At 63.7% G+C, this 19451-nt stretch carries 19 protein-coding genes and 1 pseudogene; 10 read left to right on the plus strand and 10 right to left on the minus strand.

The window, feature by feature from the left end; genetic code table 11:
- Nucleotides 1-59 precede the first annotated feature (59 nt).
- Nucleotides 60-380 (plus strand): hypothetical protein, encoded by a 321-nt coding sequence (locus tag A5625_RS12835; RefSeq protein ID WP_066993891.1) that lies wholly within the window; start codon nucleotides 60-62, stop codon nucleotides 378-380.
- A gap of 342 nt (nucleotides 381-722) precedes the next feature.
- On the opposite strand, the gene A5625_RS29105 is transcribed toward A5625_RS12835, so the two are convergent.
- The 4 genes from A5625_RS29105 to A5625_RS12850 form a co-directional block, all read right to left on the minus strand.
- On the minus strand, nucleotides 723-1133 hold the full coding sequence (locus tag A5625_RS29105) for a hypothetical protein (RefSeq protein ID WP_156748173.1): 411 nt from the start codon (nucleotides 1131-1133) through the stop codon (nucleotides 723-725).
- 119 nt (nucleotides 1134-1252) lie between these two features.
- Nucleotides 1253-4615, minus strand: a complete 3363-nt coding sequence (locus tag A5625_RS12840) for an ATP-binding protein (protein ID WP_066993894.1) — start codon at nucleotides 4613-4615, stop codon at nucleotides 1253-1255.
- Nucleotides 4608-5330, minus strand: a complete 723-nt coding sequence (locus A5625_RS12845) for a DUF4194 domain-containing protein (protein WP_066993900.1) — start codon at nucleotides 5328-5330, stop codon at nucleotides 4608-4610. The genes A5625_RS12840 and A5625_RS12845 overlap by 8 nt, the downstream gene beginning before the upstream one ends.
- Nucleotides 5327-6829, minus strand: coding sequence for a DUF3375 domain-containing protein (locus A5625_RS12850; RefSeq protein WP_066993903.1), 1503 nt, complete (start codon nucleotides 6827-6829; stop codon nucleotides 5327-5329). The genes A5625_RS12845 and A5625_RS12850 overlap by 4 nt, the downstream gene beginning before the upstream one ends.
- Nucleotides 6830-7152: 323 nt before the next feature.
- On the opposite strand from A5625_RS12850, the gene A5625_RS12855 reads away from it, so the two are divergent.
- Nucleotides 7153-8766, plus strand: a complete 1614-nt coding sequence (locus tag A5625_RS12855; protein ID WP_232003627.1) for an MFS transporter — start codon at nucleotides 7153-7155, stop codon at nucleotides 8764-8766.
- Between the two features lie 46 nt (nucleotides 8767-8812).
- Here A5625_RS12855 and A5625_RS12860 read toward each other — a convergent pair whose 3' ends face one another.
- On the minus strand, nucleotides 8813-9262 hold the full coding sequence (locus tag A5625_RS12860) for a hypothetical protein (protein ID WP_066993909.1): 450 nt from the start codon (nucleotides 9260-9262) through the stop codon (nucleotides 8813-8815).
- A gap of 79 nt (nucleotides 9263-9341) precedes the next feature.
- Nucleotides 9342-10052 carry a cutinase family protein gene (locus tag A5625_RS12865; RefSeq protein ID WP_066993946.1) on the minus strand — a complete coding sequence of 237 codons (711 nt, stop codon included), beginning with the start codon at nucleotides 10050-10052 and terminating at the stop codon, nucleotides 9342-9344.
- Between the two features lie 145 nt (nucleotides 10053-10197).
- On the opposite strand from A5625_RS12865, the gene A5625_RS12870 reads away from it, so the two are divergent.
- Together A5625_RS12870 and A5625_RS12875 are read left to right on the plus strand one after the other, a co-directional pair.
- Nucleotides 10198-11010 (plus strand): PPOX class F420-dependent oxidoreductase, encoded by an 813-nt coding sequence (locus A5625_RS12870; protein WP_066993912.1) that lies wholly within the window; start codon nucleotides 10198-10200, stop codon nucleotides 11008-11010.
- A 409-nt stretch (nucleotides 11011-11419) separates the two neighbouring features.
- A complete protein-coding gene (locus tag A5625_RS12875; RefSeq protein ID WP_066993914.1) occupies nucleotides 11420-11707 on the plus strand; it encodes a hypothetical protein in 288 nt (95 codons plus the stop codon).
- A 133-nt stretch (nucleotides 11708-11840) separates the two neighbouring features.
- Here the strand turns inward: A5625_RS12875 and A5625_RS12880 are convergent, their stop codons facing one another.
- Nucleotides 11841-12299 carry a DUF1942 domain-containing protein gene (locus tag A5625_RS12880; protein WP_066993919.1) on the minus strand — a complete coding sequence of 153 codons (459 nt, stop codon included), beginning with the start codon at nucleotides 12297-12299 and terminating at the stop codon, nucleotides 11841-11843.
- A 379-nt stretch (nucleotides 12300-12678) separates the two neighbouring features.
- Between A5625_RS12880 and A5625_RS12885 the strand changes: the two genes are divergently transcribed.
- Complete coding sequence (locus tag A5625_RS12885) at nucleotides 12679-13287, plus strand: LGFP repeat-containing protein (RefSeq protein WP_066993922.1); 609 nt, start codon at nucleotides 12679-12681, stop codon at nucleotides 13285-13287.
- Between the two features lie 115 nt (nucleotides 13288-13402).
- Here A5625_RS12885 and A5625_RS12890 read toward each other — a convergent pair whose 3' ends face one another.
- Both A5625_RS12890 and A5625_RS12895 read right to left on the minus strand, forming a co-directional pair.
- Entirely contained in the window at nucleotides 13403-13861 is a 459-nt protein-coding gene (locus A5625_RS12890) for a lipocalin-like domain-containing protein (RefSeq protein WP_066993926.1), read from the minus strand.
- 21 nt (nucleotides 13862-13882) lie between these two features.
- Nucleotides 13883-14473 carry a TetR/AcrR family transcriptional regulator gene (locus tag A5625_RS12895; RefSeq protein ID WP_066993948.1) on the minus strand — a complete coding sequence of 197 codons (591 nt, stop codon included), beginning with the start codon at nucleotides 14471-14473 and terminating at the stop codon, nucleotides 13883-13885.
- A 99-nt stretch (nucleotides 14474-14572) separates the two neighbouring features.
- On the opposite strand from A5625_RS12895, the gene A5625_RS12900 reads away from it, so the two are divergent.
- The 5 genes and pseudogenes from A5625_RS12900 to A5625_RS29110 all read left to right on the plus strand — a co-directional run bounded on the left by A5625_RS12900 (nucleotide 14573) and on the right by A5625_RS29110 (nucleotide 18258).
- Nucleotides 14573-15358: an enoyl-CoA hydratase/isomerase family protein gene (locus tag A5625_RS12900; RefSeq protein WP_197516075.1), complete on the plus strand. Its 786-nt coding sequence runs from the start codon at nucleotides 14573-14575 to the stop codon at nucleotides 15356-15358.
- The gene (locus A5625_RS12905) at nucleotides 15355-16602 is read left to right on the plus strand and encodes a CaiB/BaiF CoA-transferase family protein (protein ID WP_232003628.1); all 1248 of its coding nucleotides are present in this window, start codon (nucleotides 15355-15357) and stop codon (nucleotides 16600-16602) included. The genes A5625_RS12900 and A5625_RS12905 overlap by 4 nt, the downstream gene beginning before the upstream one ends.
- Before the next feature lie 40 nt (nucleotides 16603-16642).
- A complete protein-coding gene (locus tag A5625_RS12910) occupies nucleotides 16643-17548 on the plus strand; it encodes an alpha/beta fold hydrolase (RefSeq protein WP_066993951.1) in 906 nt (301 codons plus the stop codon).
- A 3-nt stretch (nucleotides 17549-17551) separates the two neighbouring features.
- Nucleotides 17552-17734 (plus strand): annotated as a pseudogene (locus tag A5625_RS12915) (hypothetical protein); the annotation flags it as partial.
- Nucleotides 17735-18102: 368 nt separating this feature from the next.
- A complete protein-coding gene (locus tag A5625_RS29110) occupies nucleotides 18103-18258 on the plus strand; it encodes a hypothetical protein (RefSeq protein WP_156748175.1) in 156 nt (51 codons plus the stop codon).
- A gap of 198 nt (nucleotides 18259-18456) precedes the next feature.
- Here A5625_RS29110 and A5625_RS12920 read toward each other — a convergent pair.
- Nucleotides 18457-19451: L-lactate permease (locus A5625_RS12920; RefSeq protein WP_197516077.1), on the minus strand; the 995-nt coding region annotated here is incomplete at its 5' end.

Here is a 19451-nt window from a genome sequence, read left to right on the forward strand (position 1 = left end):
ATCTTGACCGGCGTGCCACAACTGGGTTCGATATGGATTAGCAGGAGGGGAGGCCCGAAATGAGCATGTTAATTCGCAAACTTTCAGTCATCGTCTCGATCGCGTTCGCGACGATGGCGGCCGTGACGATCGCGACGCCGGCAGTGAGCAAGGCCGACTGCGGGGACGGCGAGTGGTGGGACCCGACCGCCAAGGTCTGCCGCCCGCTCGGGGTCGGGCCGCAACCATTGGCATGCGACCCGGGCCAGTGGTGGGACCCGACGGCCAATGTATGCCGCCCCCTTGGCGTCGGGCCGCAACCGCTCGCATGCGACAACGGCTGGTGGTGGGATCCGGGTGCCAACGAATGCCGGCCGCCGGCGGTACCGCCGGCCGGCTAGTACGAAAACGAGGCTGGCGATGAATCGCTTGCCGGCAATAGCGCTTCTTGGCTTTGCATAGTATGCTCATAGCTAATAGTGGACGTTCCCGTCTACAATATTCAGCGAACGAAGGCGCCATGCTGTATACCGCACCATCGCCCTTTGACGACCCCACCGAGCCGATCGATGCTCAGGCCTTGCGTGCGTGGTGGGCGAGCCGCAGGACCCAAGCGCCGGCTATCCAACCACGCAAGCCAGAATCCGCTGCGTTCGGTCGGCGCAGATAGACGACTACACCCGATTCGACTGGGGGACATGCCGATTCGGCTGGGTTGTCCCAGCGTCGTTGACGCTGTGGTTCTACGGTGTTCCTGAGCACATGAACGGAAACCCGCACCATGGCTTCTGCATCGCCTCGGGCGGCGGTGGGCCGTCTCCCTCCCAGATACCCGGAGCGACGTTTCCGTGCCCCCAGACGACGCCATACCAGGTGTGGCACTGACCGGCGTCCCAATGAACCTCCGTTCCCGGACATCCGCGACCGGTCTGCGGGTGAAGGCCGGTTTTTTCCTCCCCGGGGCAACAGGTGTACGGCCCGCTGGCGCCCGGCGGTACTGGCCCGTCTTCTGGCGGGAAGCCATGCACCAGCGGTGCATAGCCGGGCTGCGCCTGCGCGGCTCCTACGCCGAACCCCATTCCGCCCAGCACTGCGCCCGCCGACAACACTCCCGCGGCAACCACTTTCATCATCAGGGTCTTGGTCGTGTGCACAGCAGTGTCCTTTCGCTGTTATCGGGCATTTAACGCCGAAACTCACGAAATTTTTGCGCTTTTGCTTGGCTACCGATCCAAGAAGGCGTTCGCCGGCGAGCACGCCTTGGCGGCTTGCGTTAGACCCCGGCTGGAACCAGTGTGGCCGATGTTCGCATTTCGTGGCGCAGCGCGGTGAAATCCGTGATCGTCTTCGTGGTCACGCTGGCCACCGGGCGAGCGTTGCGGCCGGTGGCTTCGCGCTTGGACACCATCACCACGCTGTCGATGTAAGGCTGGATGGTGGTCGCGTTCTGCACGGTGGCCACGATGACGAGCTGGAAGCCGAACTTGCGGAATGCTTGCAAAGCCTGCTGGGCGAACTGCGGGTCGGACTTGGAGAACGCCTCATCGAGCATCAGCTGGGCGAATACCGGTTTGTTGTCCGCACTTTCCGGGTTGGCCAGGTTGAAGCTCAAGGCTCCGGCCAGGCAGAAAGCCATCAGCTTCTCCTGCTCGCCGCCGGAGTTGTCGCCCGAGTTGCTGTGAGTACGGATCAACTCGTCGCTGGTGACATCCCATTCGGCGCAGTCGAAGGTGAACCGGTTGCGGACATCGAGGGCGTCGCGGGTCCAGGCCTTGTCTTCGGGTGCGGTCGACGCCAATCGGTTGCGCAGCCGCAAGATGTCGGCGTACTGGTCCAAGATGGCCTGCTTGTCGCCGAGGCCGACTTCGGCGATGCGCCGCGAGATGGCCCGGACGATCTCGGTGAGTTCGGCGACGGCGGTGAGGCTGCGCGACGTGGCGCGCAACGTAAGCCGGGTGCCGCGGTTGAACTCCACTGCACCCAGGCCGGTGTTGACGCGTTCGATCTGCTCGCTGATGCGCCGAGCCTCCTGTTCGGCGACCCGGTGCAGGGTCAAGATGGCGTCGGGCGCCTGCTCGGTGACCAGTCGCATCATCCGCTCGTAGGCGTCGGGCAGTTCTCGCTCATCGATGTGGCGGCACAACGCGACGTAGTCGTGTACGCGTTCGTCGAATACGTCGCTGTCATTGGGGATTGCGTCGGGGAAGGCGGTGTCGAACGTGTTGAGGATGCGCGCGAGCTCATCGTATGAGCGCCTGCGGCTTTCGCGTAGTTGCTCGCGCTCGCGCCGGATCGCGGTGAAGACTGCGTCGCGGTGCGGTTCGGGGTTGAGCATGTCCAGGGGCACCGGCACGTCGGCGGCATAGCGATTCAGCAGCTCGGTCAGCGGCTCGGACACGAAGGCCGGGGCGAGCCGTTCCTGCAGCTCGAGCAGCTGGGTACGGCGACCGTCCAGGTCGTCGCGGCGGGTCTGGATGGCGCCGCGACGTGTCATCAGGGCCTGGATCTGCTCCCAGCACTGCTCGGCGCGGGCGGTGAGCGCCTCGATATCGGGATTGTCGGCCAGCAGCAGCTCGAACTGCTCGCGCAACCGGTCGGCATGCCCGTCGGCGGTCTCGGTGTCGACGTGGGTCCACTGCTCGAACTGATCGCAGATCGCCTTGAACGCTGCGGCCCGGTCCCGCCATTGTTGGCGCTCGGCGGCGATATCGTCCGCGATGCTGCGGGCCCGGCGATAAGCCTCTTCGGCGTTGGCCAAATCCACTGTGAGCGCGTCGATCTTGGCGGCCACGTCGCCCTGGTAGATGTAGTCGGCCTGCTTGAGTGGCCGGCGGTCATCCTTGATGGCCAGGCGCTCGGAGTCCTTGTACAGGCCGGTGTCGGTGACGGCGCGCCGGAATCGGGGGAAGACGTCGGGGGTGTCGACGCAGATGTGATCACCGGCGGCGGCGACGACGTCGGCCGCTTCGGCGGCGCAGGCGTGGGTCCGGTCGACCACAAACAATTTGCCGGCCAATGTGTTCGGCTCGGCCTCGGTGACTTCGGCGCCGACGAACCTGGCACGGACGTGATGCAGCTGCAGCCGTCCGCCCATGTTGGTCTCGTTGACGAACCGCAACACCGCCGGGTAATGACTGTCGGGTACCAGTAGTCGCAGACCCACCCCGCGCAGCACCTTTTCGACGGCGACGCGCCAGCGACTCTGCTCGGGCCGTAGGTCCATCAGCTCGGCGATATAGGGCAGTTCATCCGGGTCGATACCCACGGCGGCGCAGATGTGTTCGCGCATCGCCAACGCGAACTCCGGCAGCGCCGAGCCGACGTGCTCGACACGTTTGAGTTCCTTGGCGGCATCGTCGCGGGCAATGCGGGCGACCTTCTGGGCGTATTCGGCATCGGTGGAGGCTTCCCGGCCGCGATCCAGTTTGGCCAGCACCTCGGTGGCCCGCGTGCTGAGTTCCTCGCGCAGGTTCCAGAATTCGTCGGCGGTGTCCGGGATGTCCAGACCGTGCATGCTGAGCATGGCTTCGTAGGCGGTGCGCCGACGCGACACCTGCTCGGCCTGCGCTTCGGCGGCGGCCACCTGCGACTGCAGCGGGCCCAGGCTGGTGCTGGATCCGCTGATCTGAGCGTTGAGCGAATCACCTTCGGCCTTGGCCAGATTGAGCTGGCGGGTGACGTCCTCGTATTCGTTGCCAAGCTGGTCGATGGTGGCATCGAGCGATTCGATCTGCGCCGGACACTGCGCCAGCCGGACGTGATCGGTGTAGGCCCGCACCATCGGCTGGTCCACCAGATCGATGATGCCCAGGTCGGAGGACTCTGAGGCGTAACGCTGCTGGATCTTCTCGATATCGCCGAGGATCTTGCGTTTGCGCTGCGCGACGGCCAGCAGTTCACGGGCGTCGACCAGCGGGTCGATCTGCTTGAGCGCTTCGGGCAACCGGGTCAGGCTGCTGGGCTCGTCGAGCATGAACTCTCGAACGAATTGCTCAAGGCCACCAACACTTTTCAGCGATTTAGCCTTGCCGAGAAGCTGTTGCGCGGCATCGGAGGCGCGGATCCCGATGGTGGCATACAGCTGGGCGAGATACTGCGACTCCACCTTGGTGGAGAACCGCCAGTCGTCCTTGAACACCGCGACGTCAAAACGGCCGGCGGCCCACCGGTTGCAGACGTTCTCGATGTCGCGGTCGCCGTCGGCCAGCACGAACCGGCTGGACGAGTCCGATCGGGATTCGCCGGTGAGCCACTTGAGCACCAGGCCGGTGACGGTGCGGCCGGTGTTGCTGCGGTAGGTGACCGCGACCGCCGACCACGCGGTGCCGTCGCCGCGCAGATACATGACCTTGCTGGTGCCGGCCTCGCTGCGCTGGCCCCAGGCGCCGCGGACGTATTTGTCGACGGTCCGGCGGCCCGCGCTGGACCCGGCGGCGGTGTTGTCTCCGGAAGCGTTGAAATTGCGCCGGTTGAATGGCAGAAACCCCAGCGAAATCGCGTCCAGCAGTGAGGATTTACCGCTGCCAGAGGCGCCGGCGATCAGTGCGCCGCCCTCGCTGAACCCGATGGAGTGATACCCGTCGAAGACACCCCAGTTGATGACCTGCAGCCGCGACAGGTGAAACTGTTCAGTCATCCTGGTGTTCCTCCTCGTCGTCCCGGCCTTGCTGCGCGGGGATGCTGCCGCCCAGGAGAACCTCGAACTGCTGCTGTAGCTCGGTGATGACCGACGCGGTCATGACGGCGTTGAGGACCGGGCTGACGGTGTAGCTGTTCTCGTCGTCTCGAGTGGCGCGCAGGATCTCCAGGGAGGCAAGCCGAGCGATCGCGCCGTCGATGCGTGCACTGAATGTGACGGCATCGCGGTCGACATCGTTGAGCACGCCGGAAAACAGCCCGTGCATTTCGTCGCGGCTGATCACCACGGCCTGATCACCCGAGGCGCGCATCATCTGCGCCAGGTGCAGCGCCAGGATCGAGTCGTAGGTGCCCAGCGGCTCGCGGCGCAAAAGCTTTACCCCCCGCGAGGATTCGTAACGGGCCTGTTCGACGAACGCGACCCCGTCGGTCTCGGAGGCGCCCTCGACGATGCGCAGCAACAAATCCAGTTCCGACAGCCTCACACACAGTTGGGCGCGGTATTCCAGCACCCAGGTGTAGACGTCGCGGTCGGCTTCGGCGCTGAGGTAGCGGCGGGTCAGCAGCTGCTGTAGCGCCCAGCAGGCCCGGTCGGGTAACTCGGACACGTCGCCGTCGAACCGGGGTCGACGCTGGTGCGGGGCGCGCGCGGTCTGGTCCACCTGGGGGAGTGCGGAGAACCCGCGGTAGTCGACGGTTTCTTCGACGGTCACGCGGTTGCTCCCAGCAAGGTGGACACCGGTTCGGTGAACATCAAGTGCGGTACCTCCATTTCGCGGTCGCGCCCGTCGAGGGACTGAAAGCGGACCGTGACCGACTCGGAAACCTGCGCGGATTCCGGTTGTTTGAGCGCCCAGGACCACAGCACGATGACGTGGCCGAGGTAGGCCGAATCGAGCATGGCGACCGCGTCCGGGAGGGAGAGTTTCGCCCCGGAGCTGATCGCGTTGTTGATCATCTCAGACATCGCGGGTGCGTCGACTTGGGTGGTCAGCGCGGCGAAGCTGGTCAGGTCCACCTCGCCCTCAGCGATCTGGGCGGGCTTCGGGTTGGACAAGTCTCCGATCCGAAAGCTCAGTGCGCCAACCGAACTGAACGCGTGGCGGGCCAGGGGGAGTTCGATGTCCAGCCGGGAGTCGGTCAGCGATGCCTTGAGCAGGTTGCGGGCGGCGCCGATGGCCTCATTGAGCTGACGGGCCACGCCGCGGCTCTGTTCGAGGGTGCCGAACGCGGTGAACCGTTTGACACGCTGCGCACAGCGCTGCTGGATGCGTTCCACTTCGTCGATCTGGTGACCGACCAATTCGAAGAAGCCGGCCATCACCTTGCGCAGCGCCGGGTCGAGGGCCGGCAGGGCTTCGGCGACCGCCGCGACGTCGGCTTCGAACTCGGCGCGTTGGTCGGGGTCGTTGATCATCCGCAGGAAGGCGCGGTGCGAGTCGCGGCCCTGGGAGTCCCAGGCTGCCTCATAGTCGGCGTACATGCGGCGCTGCCGGTCGCGGTATTCGACGTTGCTGTCGATCGGGTCGTCAAGGGCCGCGGTGGCCCGTTCGATCATGGTCCCGTACTGGCCGATGTCGGTGATCAGGCGCTCCATCTGCAGGGCGATGGCGTGCGCTTCGTCGTAGGCGTCGGTGAGGTCGACATCGTGGCTGCGCTCCTCTGCGCTGATGCCTTGCTCCAATGCGTCGAGTTCGGCTTGTAGCGCGGCGATTTCGGCTTCGATGCCGGCGCGGATGCGGTTGGGATCATTGCCGACCCGCAGCGCAACCTGCTTGAGCCGGGACGCGATGCCGTTGATCGAGCCGCCGGTGGCGATGGTGTCCTGGCGGCGCATGCCGCGGAGGAAGTCGAGCGCGCGGCGCGCCTCCTGAGTCAGGTAACACAGGTTGCGTTCCACGCCGGACCGCTGGTCGGCCACCCGGTGCAGCCAACCCTGACTGGCCCAGGACTTGATCAGGGCCAGACCGGACTGCTCACCGGCCTGACCGAGTTCAGCGAGGTCGCGTTCGAGGCGTACCACGAGGTCGGTTTCGGGGACCACGCCGCCGCTGAGCCGGCGCTCCATCAGGGTCGCATAGAGGTTCAGATTCAACGTGGCGAGCAGCCGGATCGTCGGCGAGCCTTGCAGGTCACGATTGAACTCGAGCAGGTCGGCAGGCGACAGCGTGGTGTCGTCGTCCAGCACGTGCCCTCCGTCGTGATCGGTCATCTCTCGGACGATCCAAGATATGGCACGCCGGAGACAATCGGCGTCCGGCGCGTGGGGTGTCGGGGGATGGTTTCGGTTGATTCGTCACAGAGGTCTCAGGCATCGCTCAAGCCCCAGTGGTCACCATCAGGGTTGCCTCTGCACGACGCCGAGGAACCTCGCAAATCGCCGGCGTCAGGCGGCGGCTGCGACCGGGGAGCGGCTGTAGACTCCTAACTCCTCGTAGCGGGCGAAAGGCGTTGAAGTATGTCAGATTATCTCGTCTGTGCGCTTTGGCCCGTGGCGCTGGACCGGGATGCAGGTCGCCGGCAAAACGTTCCATGGTGATCCGGGAGCAAGACCGCGCCGACAGCGTGCAGCCGTCGGCCTGGGCACCATTGCGCAATCGCGTGTTCCGTGCGTTGTTCATCGCACAGTTCGTGTCGAACATCGGCACCTGGATGCAGATCGTGGCGGCTCAATGGTTCTTGGTCGAAACGCATAGCAGCGATGTCGTCGTTGCCTTGATCCAGACGGCGAGTCTGGGGCCGACCCTGTTGTTGGGGTTGTTCGCCGGAGCACTCGCCGACCTGTTCGACCAGCGCCGCCTGCTAATGGTGCTGCAGTCCTACGCAGTGCTGGTGGCGCTGGCGCTGGCGCTGGTGACTTACCTCGGACGACTGGGCTCGATTTCGTTGTTGACGTTCACCGTGGCCATCGGTTGCGCCTCCGCGATCACCGCCCCGGCCTGGCAGGCGATCCAACCCGAGGTCGTCGTACGTGAGCAGATACCCGCCGCCGCAACGCTATCCAGCGTTTCGGTCAACATCGCCCGTGCACTCGGGCCCGCGATGGGCGGAGTCGTCGTCGCGCTGTGTGGGCCCGCGGCGGTGTTCGCGATAAACGCTGTATCGTTCGCGGGCATCATCGTCGCCCTGATGACGTGGCAGCGGCCCAGGCGGCCTGCGCCGCTCGAGCGTGAACATCTCAGCCAAGCCATCGTCAGCGGACTGCGATACGTGCGCAACGGGCCCATCTTCCGCCGGATCCTGTTACGCGCGGCCTTCTTCCTGTTCCCGGCGTCAGCCCTGGTGGCGCTGCTGCCGGTGGCAGCCGCGCAAAGATGGGAGACGGGCCCCAGCGGTTATGGGATCGCCTTGGGAGCCATCGGGTTTGGCGCGGTTCTGGCGGTAGCGGTGGCTGCGCCGCTGCATCGGAGGTTGTCGGACAACGTCTTGTTGGCGGCGTGTGCCGCCGCGTATGGTTTTGCTCCGCTGGCCGCGGTGTGGCTGCCATTCGTCGCGGCGACGCCGTTTCTGGTGCTGTCGGGGATGGCGTGGCTGATCACGTTGACCACGCTGAACGCCGCTGCGCAGCTGTCATTGCCGCGATGGGTACGGGCCCGTGCGTTGTCGATTTATCTGCTCGTCTTCACCGGATCTCAAGCCATCGGCTCGTATGCCTGGGGACTTGTCGCCACCCGCAATGGGCTTGACATCGCGATGATCTGCTCGGCGGTCTTGATGGGGGCGGTTGCCCTGAGTGTCGGTCCGCTTCCGTTGCGGCCGGCGACCGGGAAGGTGAATGTCGTCGACGTGTCCTCGACCTTGCCGGTACCGAAACTGGTGTTCGAACCGTCTCCGACCGACGGGCCGGTTCTGGTAACCGTCCGCTATCTGGTCCCGGCTGAGAATCTCAAGGATTTCGTGACGGCGATGAGCGCGGTCAGGCGGTCGAGGCTGCGCACGGGTGGCCACAGTTGGCAGCTGTATCAGAGTGTGGGGCAACCGGACACGTTCATCGAGAGATTCACCGTAGCGTCCTGGACGGAATTCGAGCGGCAGCGCACGGAGCGCTGGTTGGCGTACGACTCCAAGGGAACCGCGGAGGCCGTCGGCTATACCGTCGACCAGACACGGCGCCCCGAGTACTACCTTGCCGTGCGGGTGCCGCGATGATTTCGCGCCGCGTCGCTCACCAACCCGGGCGGGCTGTTGGTGGCGATTAGCCCCAGTAGGCGAAGTTACATGCGGGCCGCGGTTCGCTTTTGAAGGACACGACCTTGTCGCCATCCATGATGATGGTGCAAGTGAGGGCGGCGTCCCCGCCGTCGGCGGTTACCTGGGACTCCAGTTCGTTGTAGACGGGGTACTGCTTCTCCCACGGCAGAGACACATTCGTCTCGGTCTGCTCTGCACCACCGTTGATCCGGTAACGAATCGTCACGGGGGCGCTGCCGCCACTGACCTTCATCACCGCCTGGCCGACCGGCTTGCCGGTGGGCGTCGCGGACGTTGGCGCCGGTGGTGCCGACGTCGCGATGTGTGAGGTGGTGCCCGCGCCGTTAGTGCTATGTGCCGCGTGTCCGCTGGTGCTCCTGGTGCATGCCGTCGCGGCGACGCCCGCGGCGGCAACGCTGATGATGACTCCGACGGCATAACGACGCGAACGCATGCGCAAAGCATACGATGACCGGCGCTGGATTCGGCGTCAATATGAAAGACGCTAAATGCCAATAGGTTTAGCTAACTGGCTACAGGTGACTCGCGGCAAAATCCGCGCCTTGGCCGACCATGCCGTTGGCCGCGTACAGGGTGTGCGCGATGCCCGGCGGCCCAGGAGGCGCGCCATTGCAGACGGTGTCATCCGGGGCGCACAGCTGGATGGTCTTGGGTGCGTACAGCGGGCCGATCGTGATGGGTGGCGCGCCCGCACCGCGCAGGAACTCATTGGACGGAGTTCCAAACAGGACTACTGCGGCCACATGATCAGCCACCGACGGCGGCAGCGGTTGAGGCACGTAGGAGACAAACTCCTGTGGTATTTCCTTGGGCACCGTTGCCGACGTGTCGAAGCCGGCCACGGCGGCGCCTTGAGAATAGCCGCCAAGCACCACCCTGGTGTTCGGACAATTCGACGCGGTGGACTCGATATGAGTGCCGGCGTCCCTGATCCCGTCCACGACGGTTCTGGCGAAAGCGATGCCACCGTTGAAGTCGCTACTCGCCTCGTAATTGACCGGATAGACCCCGACCGACTTGCCGCCCACCCGTGACCCAAGCGCATCGACGAACGCCTGCCCGATCGCGCCGACCCCAGGTGGTTCGCCGGTACCGCGGGCAAACACAACTTCAACATTGGGACACGGCTCGGCGGGAGCCGCCGGGACGGGTGCGCAAATCAGCGCCACCCAGGCTGTTACTACGGGGGTAGCGAGAAAGCATAAGGATCGTCGCGAGCTCATGCCTGCGTATGCCCAAGTGCCGTTCCGCCGAAACCAGCGCTTGCCGCATTCACCCGGGTCGAGCTTGGCGCGCGCTGGCGTCACACATCGACGCCCGATCCCGTCTAGCGACTAAGGAACAACAAGAGCTCTTAGGAAGGGCGGCATGATGAATCGCTGGAATGCGCTGGCGCGGCTGTACCTGGTCGCGGTGACATCAGGTGTGGGAGTGGCCACCGCTGGGATCGGGCTGTGGTGCTTGATCGATCCGCCTTCATTTGCCGATGCCGTCGGATTCGGGGCACATCGGCACTTCCTGCATGACGTCGGTGCGTTCCAGCTAGGTCTGGGCGTCACCCTGCTGCTTGCACTGGTCTGGGCTGATGCGTTGGCCACCGCGATCGCCGGATTCATTGTGGCCAACACCGTGCACACGGTGAACCACATTGTGGACCTCGACGAGGGTGGTTCGGCCGCGCAAGCGTGGGTTCTCGGAGCGGTGTCAGTCGCGCTGGGGCTGGCGTTCGTGCTGCGGCTACGTCAACTTGGTTATGTTGTGGGCGCCGTTGGCACGGCAACGAATTCGGCATTGGCGCCGTTCGTGCGGCAAAAGACCATCAGCCTCACCACCTTTCGCAAGGACGGGACGCCAGGTTCTAGCCCAGTCAGCATCGTGGTGGACGGAGATCGGGCCTACTTTCGAAGTTTCGAGCGGGCGATCAAAGTGCGCCGGATGCGGCGTAACCCTGCGGTCGAATTCGGCCCAGCCACGGCATCAGGAAAACCGACAGGACCAACGCAATCTGGCCGGGTGCGACTGCTCGAGGGCCCCGAATATGTAAAGGCCGGACATCTGCTGCGGCAGAAGTATCCCTTCCTGCATGGCGTATTGGTGCCATCGGCTCACCGGCTCATGCGGTCCAAATTCGGTCGCACGATACACGCCGAATTGACCCCGTTGTGTGAACCGACGACGTGACATCGATGATTCGTGTTTTCCGTGCAACATGGGGTAGCTCAGGTGCCCTGGCTCGCTGTCTATGGCCGGGAGTCTCAGGGAGATGGCCGCTTTGTCGGGTGACGAATGGCAGTGCACGGCCGCCAAGACGCCGCGCCGTTTTCGCGGGCAGCGTGTTCCTGTCTTAACCGGGCAACCCCGGAGCCTTGTCTGTCGCTCCGAGAAGACGGTGTGCCGTTTACCGAAACCTGTGTGAGAGGCTAGGTGCCCAGTTCAAGGAACTCTTTCTGATGAAAAGAACCGCATACAGTTGTTCACCATATAGTTGCACCGGTTCGAGTACCGCGATAACCTAACCTGCGTTGCGGCGGGTTGGCTTGGTCTGCTGGGAGTCGACCAAGCGCAGCCAAGCGAACGGTGAGGGGAACTTATGTCAGACACGATGTTAGATCGCTTAATTACCAACGCCTTCGAAGCGATCAACACCACGGCAGCGCATATGACCAACATCGCGGCCTTGGCCGAGGGCGCCGTGCGGCGAACGGCTCGAGAGATTGTCGGTCTGGGTCTGGACTACCGGCACCTGGCAAACGAGCTGACCAAGGTCGCCCGCCGGGCTAGCGGCTCGCCGGGCCAGGACATTACCCCTGTATCAACCCACAGGCATTTGCGAGTGGTCCCCGACATCCAGACGGGACATTCGCGGCGGGTCGGGTAACGCCGCTGGCCCATCGGCTGCCCCGCGGATTGGGTTCCCACCATTGCACTTGGCGCGACTGCGCACTGGTCGCGTGTCGAGAGCGCGCGGGCAACCGGCGGCCAGCACCGCGTCGGCGACGGGGAAGGCGAAATTACTGGCCTTTCCAGACAACCTTGTCGGTGCCTCCGGCGTCCCGGTAGACGACACTATCGGGGTTCGTACCGCTGCGAACGTCGAAGTAAATGCGCCCGGTAACGGGAGTGCCCAAGGGAAGTGGCCCCTCGGGAAGGCCGTCGGTCTGGTTGCCCTTCATCACCGCGAACGTGGAGCTGTTGACGGCCCGAGCGTTGAAGTCCGCAATGTTCGGAGTTGCGTTGCCGCTGACTCCCTTGGCCGTGACGTCGGAGTACCAGATGCCGTCGTTGTGGCCGCTGGGCTGCAGGTTGCTCACGATGTAGTCGATAGTGCCGCCATTACTGGAAAGCTCTGCCGACTGGCCGAATTGCAGCACCTGTGGATCGGCAAATGCCGGTGCCGCCGCGAAAAGTCCGGCGGCCGCCAAAACGGCTGCTGCTGCCGTTGTTTTGGATGCAATGTATGAGAACGCCACGTCAGGCTCCCTTCGTGAAGTGCCGGCTATCCAGGAGCGGCAGCTAAATCGGAGGGGTATCCAAAGCTCGGAATTTCAAACCTGATGTTGCTGAATAGCGCATCGACCCTTCTCTAATTGGCTTCGGTAGCTGAGCAATTGCTTTCCAGAGCCGTTCTTTTCGAAGGTACCGACGGGAGCGGAGAGCGACGGCGCGCTCACGTGTTCACCTAGTGGTGCTTTCCGGGTGCTCCGGATCGGCGTCTGTGGCCGCGGCGTAAGTTCGTCCAGAACCACGACCACCGCGACCGCGTGCGCCACTCGACTGATTCGCATAGCCGCGGCCCGGTGTGGGAGGTCAGCCGCAGCCTGACCCACACGAAGACGCGAAAGGAAGCCCATGAGAACCAGCGGATACCGCCACACCGCAGTCGTCGGCCTGACCGCCGTCGCGCTGATCACGGGGGGCTGCAGCAATGGCAAAAGCGTCGACGCGTCGCCACCACCTCAGGTGGGGGTGAACGCCACCTCCACGTCTCAGGCCCCGGCGCGACCCACCGAGGTGAAGCTCAAGGGGGATAGGGACGTCGAGGTGACGCTGACCGGCCCGATCGCTGCAAAGTACTCGTCGGCAACCGAGAGTCAGAGGCGGGCTCTCGGCAAGCCGCTGACGGGTGACCGCAACGCCGGGACACGGGACAGTGGCCTGGTGTTCCAACAGTTCCAAGGCGGCGTCATCACCGCTAAGAACAACGAGGCCGGCACGCCCGCATACATCACCACGGGCAAGATCCGGGAGGCCTGGAATCTCCCACGCGACCCGGACGGAACGCCCGCGGTCACCGGCACCAACGGTTCGGCGGGTCCGCTGGGCTTCCCCACCAGCGATGTCAACCCCGTCGGCGATCTGCTGGTATCGAACTTCGAGAACGGCAAGATCGAATTCAACCCGAAGACCGGTCAGGTCGAAGTGACGGTAAACGGCAAGGTCGTGCCATCCGGGGTGTAGCCCGAATTCAGCCGTTCATCAAATGAAAATCGTGAGTTTGACGCGCGATGCGATCATGCAGTCACGAAATATGTCGCGCTGCACCAACATTCACGAAAACCATAGTGTATGTCGGCTATGCAGCACGCCGCCAAACGAGTCGTGCGTGTAAGCGTCGACCTCCGACGAGAATCGGCTCTGGCGGACTGAGTTCTAGCACAGAGTCGTGCAGAAGGGCAGCGCGGTACTGAGTTCCACCGATCCAATTCGGCAGCAGGCTGACATCGATATGGTGGGCGATGAGGCCGTCTCCGACGATGCTGTAGGGACCGGCGTAACTCAGATAGCCGTTGGCGGCGGCAGCCAAGTCGCCGTCCGGCCGCGGTTGCATGTCATCGCCATCGAGATTTTTTCGGTCCGAGCGCATCAGTTGAGCAGACATGTACCCGTCTGGGGTGTACATGATGATCCCCTGGGCATCGACGCCCAGGGGATAGATCGGCTCGGATCCGTCGGTGTTGTGAGCTTCGTAGGATTGCAGGGTCCACGCGCCGATCAACTTGGTGCGCAAGTCATTTGCCGTTGTTGAAGTCATCAGACGGTGTCCTCTCGGGTGTCACGAGATGGAGGCGTCAGTCGCGGAGTCGGCGGCCGACGTAAGTATGGCGATGGCCGTGTCGAAGGGCCCGGGGCTGCGCAGCGCACGGCTGAGAATGAGCGCCCCTTGCACGCTGCTCCACACATGGGTGGCCAGCTGCGCGGCCTCGTCGTGGGGCAGGCCCTTTTCGTTGAGGCGTGCGGCCAGCGTTGTGATCAAATCCTGGAAAGCGCGCCGGGTTGCGTCGCTGAGCTGTTCCGACCCAGGTGTCGATTCGATGACGATGGGCGCCACGGCACACCCCTCGCGGTAGTTGCTCGCGACGAGGTCGTCACGTTCGCCGCCGACGAAGGCCGTGATCAACTGCGCCGCCGTGTGGGTAGTGGCAGCGGCGCGATTGATCCTCGTCATGACGTCGGCGGCGTGCAGGAGGGTGACCTCGGCGGCGAGCTCTTCCTTGCCACCGGGGAAGTGGAAGTAGATCGACCCGCGGGGGGCGGCACTCTCGGTGACCACATCCGACAGCGCGGTGCCGAAGTAACCGTGTTGGCGGAAGAGCCGACGCGCTGAGGCGATCATGCGCTCCTTGCTGTCACTCTTTTTTGGCATGTCGTCCATCATACATAGTTCTTGACAAGTTGTCGAATATGCTTCTATCCTGGCGATCATCAATATGATGCTTAGCATAGTATACGGAAGAAGGCGATTGTGACCGAGCAGGAATCAGCGCCGGTTGTGCGCGAGATGGACGGGCAGGTGGCGGTGCTGACGATGCAGCACCGGCCGCACAACTTCCTGGGGGTCGTCTTATTCGACGCCCTGATAGGTGCGATGCGCTGGGCCGCGGAACACAAGGCGCGCGCCGTGCTGCTGCGCAGTGGGCTGCGTAACTTCTGCGCAGGCGCCGAGATGGAACTGTTGACGGATGGCGCCGAGCACGGTGTAGCTCCCGACCTGGACTTCACCGAACTGATGCAAGTGTTCGATCGGTTGCCGATTCCGATCGTTGCCGCCGTGCATGGCGTTTGTGTCGGCGGCGGGCTCGAACTGGCGATGGCCGCCGATCTGATCGTGGCCGCGCAGTCGGCCAAGATGGGCGCTGTCGAAGCCACACTTGGGCTCAATCCGCTGATGGGAGCCATCCAGCGGATCACCGAGCGCGCCGGTGCCGCGCGCGCGAAAGAAATGGCGCTCCTCGCGCGCCGCTACGATGCCAGCACGCTGGAGAAATGGAACATCATCAACCGGGTCGTCGCCGATGAGCAGCTACCCGAGGCGAGCATGACGTTGGCCCACGAGCTGGCCAGAGGGGCCACTGTGGCGCACGCTTCTACCAAAGCCATTGTGTCCCACGCTTTATCACACGGGATGGCCGAGACCGATGGGGCGATGCGCGAGCTGCAGAAGGGCTTCTGGAAATCCGACGATCTGAAGGTTGGGCTTGCGTCCCTACAGGTCAACGGTCCCGGAGCAGCACGTTTTGAGGGGCGATGAGTATGCGACCGCCGTTAGAGGGTGTGCGAGTCATTGATTTCAGCCGGGTGCTGGCCGGGCCGCACTGCGCCAAGCACCTGTTGGACTTGGGCGCTGAAGTCATCAAGGTAGAACCGCCGCGCGGTGACCTCACCCGACAGGCGTTCCCTCGCAGCGGTGACATCAGCGGCTACTACGCCCAGCAGAACGCCGGCAAACGCAACATCAGCATCGACCTCAATGTCGCGGGGGCCCGCGATATCGCACTGAAGCTCTGCGACACAGCCGATATCGTTGTCGAGAATTTCCGTCCCGGCGTGCTCGAGTCCTTCGGCTTGGGGTACCAGGCTGTCGCGGCGCGTAATCCGTCGGTGATTTATGTGTCGATCACCGGCTACGGCCAGCGAGGTTCGTGGCGAGGCCGGATGGCCTACGGCCCGGCGGTTCAAGCCGAGGTGGGGTTCACCCGAAACACTCTGAACCAGTTCGGTGTAGACGGCGCCGATCGACGCACGGATGCGCTGACACACGGCGATATTTATGCGGGGCTACACGGCGCTATCGCCGCGCTGGCGGCGCTGCAACACCGCCGGCTGACTGGGCAAGGCCGCTACATCGACGTCGCAATGGCCGCAGTGCTGACGTCGATGAACGAGCGCGTGCACTACGACCTGTCCGATGTTGACCTGGGCGCCGAACAACCGATCCTGGGTGCCGCCGACGGCGAGTTTTTCACCAGCCCTGAGGGTTTCGATTTCGTCGCGCCATTCAGCCTGGTAAGCAGCGTTACCTTCCCGCTCTACCTGGCCGCCATGCGCCGTCCGGATCTGGCGGATGACGCTCGATTTCTCACTCCCGAACTGCGCAGAACCAACCGTGCTGCGTTGCACACCATTGTGCAGAACTGGATTTGGACGTTCGAGAGTATGGACACGTTGGACGCCCAGCTGGACGAGGCCAAGGTCGCGACCGGACGGCTTCGCGACATCACCGAATTCAACGAAACGCAGTGGGCCAAGCAGGACTGGGTGACCACCCGCGAGGTCGACGACCGCAACGGTGGAACCATCACAATTCCTGCACCGCCATGGCATTTCAGCGGCCACGACGGAGCGCTCCCGCCACAGGTACCGGCCCACCAGGGTGAGCACAATGCCGAGATCCTCAAGGAACTCGGCTACACCGACGAACAGATGCGCGCACTCGTAGGTAACGGCGCGCTTATCGAGCCAGCACGCGAAGTTGCGGCCGAGAGCGAATCGTGAGCCGGCGTCCCGGCACTAAGGAGCCACAAAGATGACCGCCCTGGACGCCGAGCTGGAACGCTGGAAGTCCGGCGGTCAGTATTTCGATTATCTGGGTTTCGACGTTTTTTATCGGGTCGAGGGGAGCGGTCCCACATTGCTGCTCATACACGGCTACCCCTTCAACTCGTGGGATTGGGCACCGATGTGGGACAGACTGACGGATCGCTTCACCGTTGTCGCACCCGACATGCTCGGTATGGGGTTCTCTGACAAGCCCAGCAAGTACGACTACACCGTGCATGACCACGCGGACATGTACGAAGCGCTGCTGGTTGACCTCGGCTTCGAGTCCGCCCACATCATCGCCCACGACCTTGGCGATTCGGTAGGTCAAGAGATGTTGGCGCGCCAAGAGTTCTCTGAGCAGGCGTACGGCGCACTGCGGATCGAGTCGATCACCTGGCTTAACGGCGGCATGTTCAACGAGTCCTACACGCCGCGGCTGCTGCAGAAGGTGATGTCACGAACGCCGTTGGGAGACATCATGAGTCCTTTCCAGGGCGGCCCGCTATCCCGCCATCTGATCGAGCCGACGCTCAACGAGTTGTTCGGACCCGACACCCAACCGTCGCGGCGGATGCTCGAATTGTTCCACCAGATCCTGGAGTACAACGACGGCAAACGGGTGATGCACAAGGTCGGCAGATTCATCAACGACCGGTACACACACCGCAATCGATGGGTGCGTGCCATGCGACAGACCGGCACCCCAATGAGATTGATCGACGGGCCCGCCGACCCGAACTCAGGCAGGCACATGGCGCAGCGCTACCTCGAAGTGCTACCGGATCCGGACGTGGTGCTACTCGACGACAACATCGGGCACTGGCCGCAGATCGAGGCGCCCGAGGCGGTGCTGGAGCACTTTCTGGCTTACGTCGATCGCGTCGCGGTGGGCGACTGACGATCGGATGGCACGCCTGCTCTCACCGGCACCAACGGTTCGGCAGGTCCGCTAGGTTTCCCCACCAGCGACGTGAACCCCGTCGGCGATCTACTCATGTCGAACTTCGAGCACGGCAAGATCGAGTACAACCAAACGACCGGTCATGTCGAAGTGACGGTGACCGGCAAGGTCGTACCTCCGGGCTCTGGCCCCGAACCAGGCGATACGGAACGGGGTTTTACGGCCGAGTTACACACGGTTGAAATTCCCACCTAGTCTTTACGGTATTACCGCTCACCCGCGCATCGATAATCGCGCAGACTTTCACCCGGGCCGCCAACGTCTGCAGATCCGTGATCAAACCCCAACGCGGACATTTGCTTCCGTGCCTCTTCTTACGGACAACAGAGCAACGGGCGCTGAAACCTGGCACCGATTAGAAAGTACGTAGTTGACCCGAAGCGCGCGGCAGATAAAGCGCTTGAAAGGGGACCTTAATGGTTGAAAAGTCGCGCAAAGGGTATGCACAATCAAGCGGCGCCGGCCGCGGCAACCTGTAGATCGGAGCGACCGTGATCATCCTCGGCATCATCCTTCTCGTTGTCGGCTATTTCACCGGGATCAGCATCCTGTACACGATTGGCGGCATCTTGGTCGTCATTGGCATCATCTTGTGGATCTTGGGCGCGGTGGGGCGTCCCGTCGCCGGCCGCAAAGTGTGGTTTTGACGCGCGTCGTGGCGCGTCGGTTCATCCTAGACAGCTGTAAGGGCGGATACTGACAGGCAAACCGCCGTCCTCGATCCCGCCCGCGTTTCCAGCGCTAATGGAATCATTGGCCGCCCGACCACCCAGCCCGCGCCGGGTAGCGTCCGCGTCAACGGTCGTGGCGGTTCATCTGCTTGGCGGCTTTGCGGATGTAGGTGATCAAGGCACCATCCACGACAGCGCTGAAGCTTGCAGCCCGGAGAGAACGCAAATGAACGCCAGGAACACCACGCTCCAGATGACGACGCGGCGGAAGATGTCCCCTTCTTTGCCATGCACGCCGACCGCCGCGGCGCCGATGGCAAGGTTCTGTGGCGAAATCATTTTGCCGAGCACTCCGCCGGAACTGTTACCCGCGGACATCAACAACGGGGACAGTCCCGCCTTTGCGGCCGCCGTCACCTGCAGCGCACCGAACAACGAATTCGACGAGGTATCGGATCCGGTCACCGCCGTGCCCAGCCAGCCCAGTATCGGCGAGAGCAGTGCGAACGCTCCACCGGCTCCCGCCATCCAAGTACCCAAGGTGATGGTCTGTCCGGAGGCGTTCATCACGAATGCCAGTGCTAGCACAGCCATTACGGTGACGATGGCCCATCGCAGCTGATGCAGCGTGGCGCCGTAAGCCCTGAGCGCCGCCGGCAACGACATTCGCAGCACCACCATCGTGAGAATTCCCGCCACCAGCATTTGGGTTCCGGGCGTAGTCAGCAGATTGAAGGTGAAGTTCGGCAGCGTCGACGGCGCGCCCTTGGCGTTGTACAGGTGCAGTCCCGGCCAGTGCGCGGTGAACGTTGCCTTCTCCAGCAAAGTCTTGACGGCAGTGATTTGGCAAATTACGAAGACGGCGATGATGATCGCGTAGGGGGCGTAGGCGCGGAGCAACCGGTCGCGCGTGTCGGGCTGTGGCGGGCGCTGGGCGGCCCCGGGGGCCGCCGCCATCACGCCACCGTCGATGCTGCCTACCACGCGCGTGGCTTCACGACGTGGAGGTCGGATGCGCACAAAGAGAATCAGGGCGCCGGCCGACAATAACGAGGCGATCACATCGGCCAGCGGTACCGACAAGAAGTTGGAGGTGGCGTATTGGCCGAGGCCGAAAACCACACCGCCCGCCAGCGCCGCGCCCCAGGTGTCACGGAGGCCGCGCCGGC

It is taken from the genome of Mycobacterium sp. 1465703.0 (assembly GCF_001672975.1).
Lineage (GTDB): Bacteria > Actinomycetota > Actinomycetes > Mycobacteriales > Mycobacteriaceae > Mycobacterium.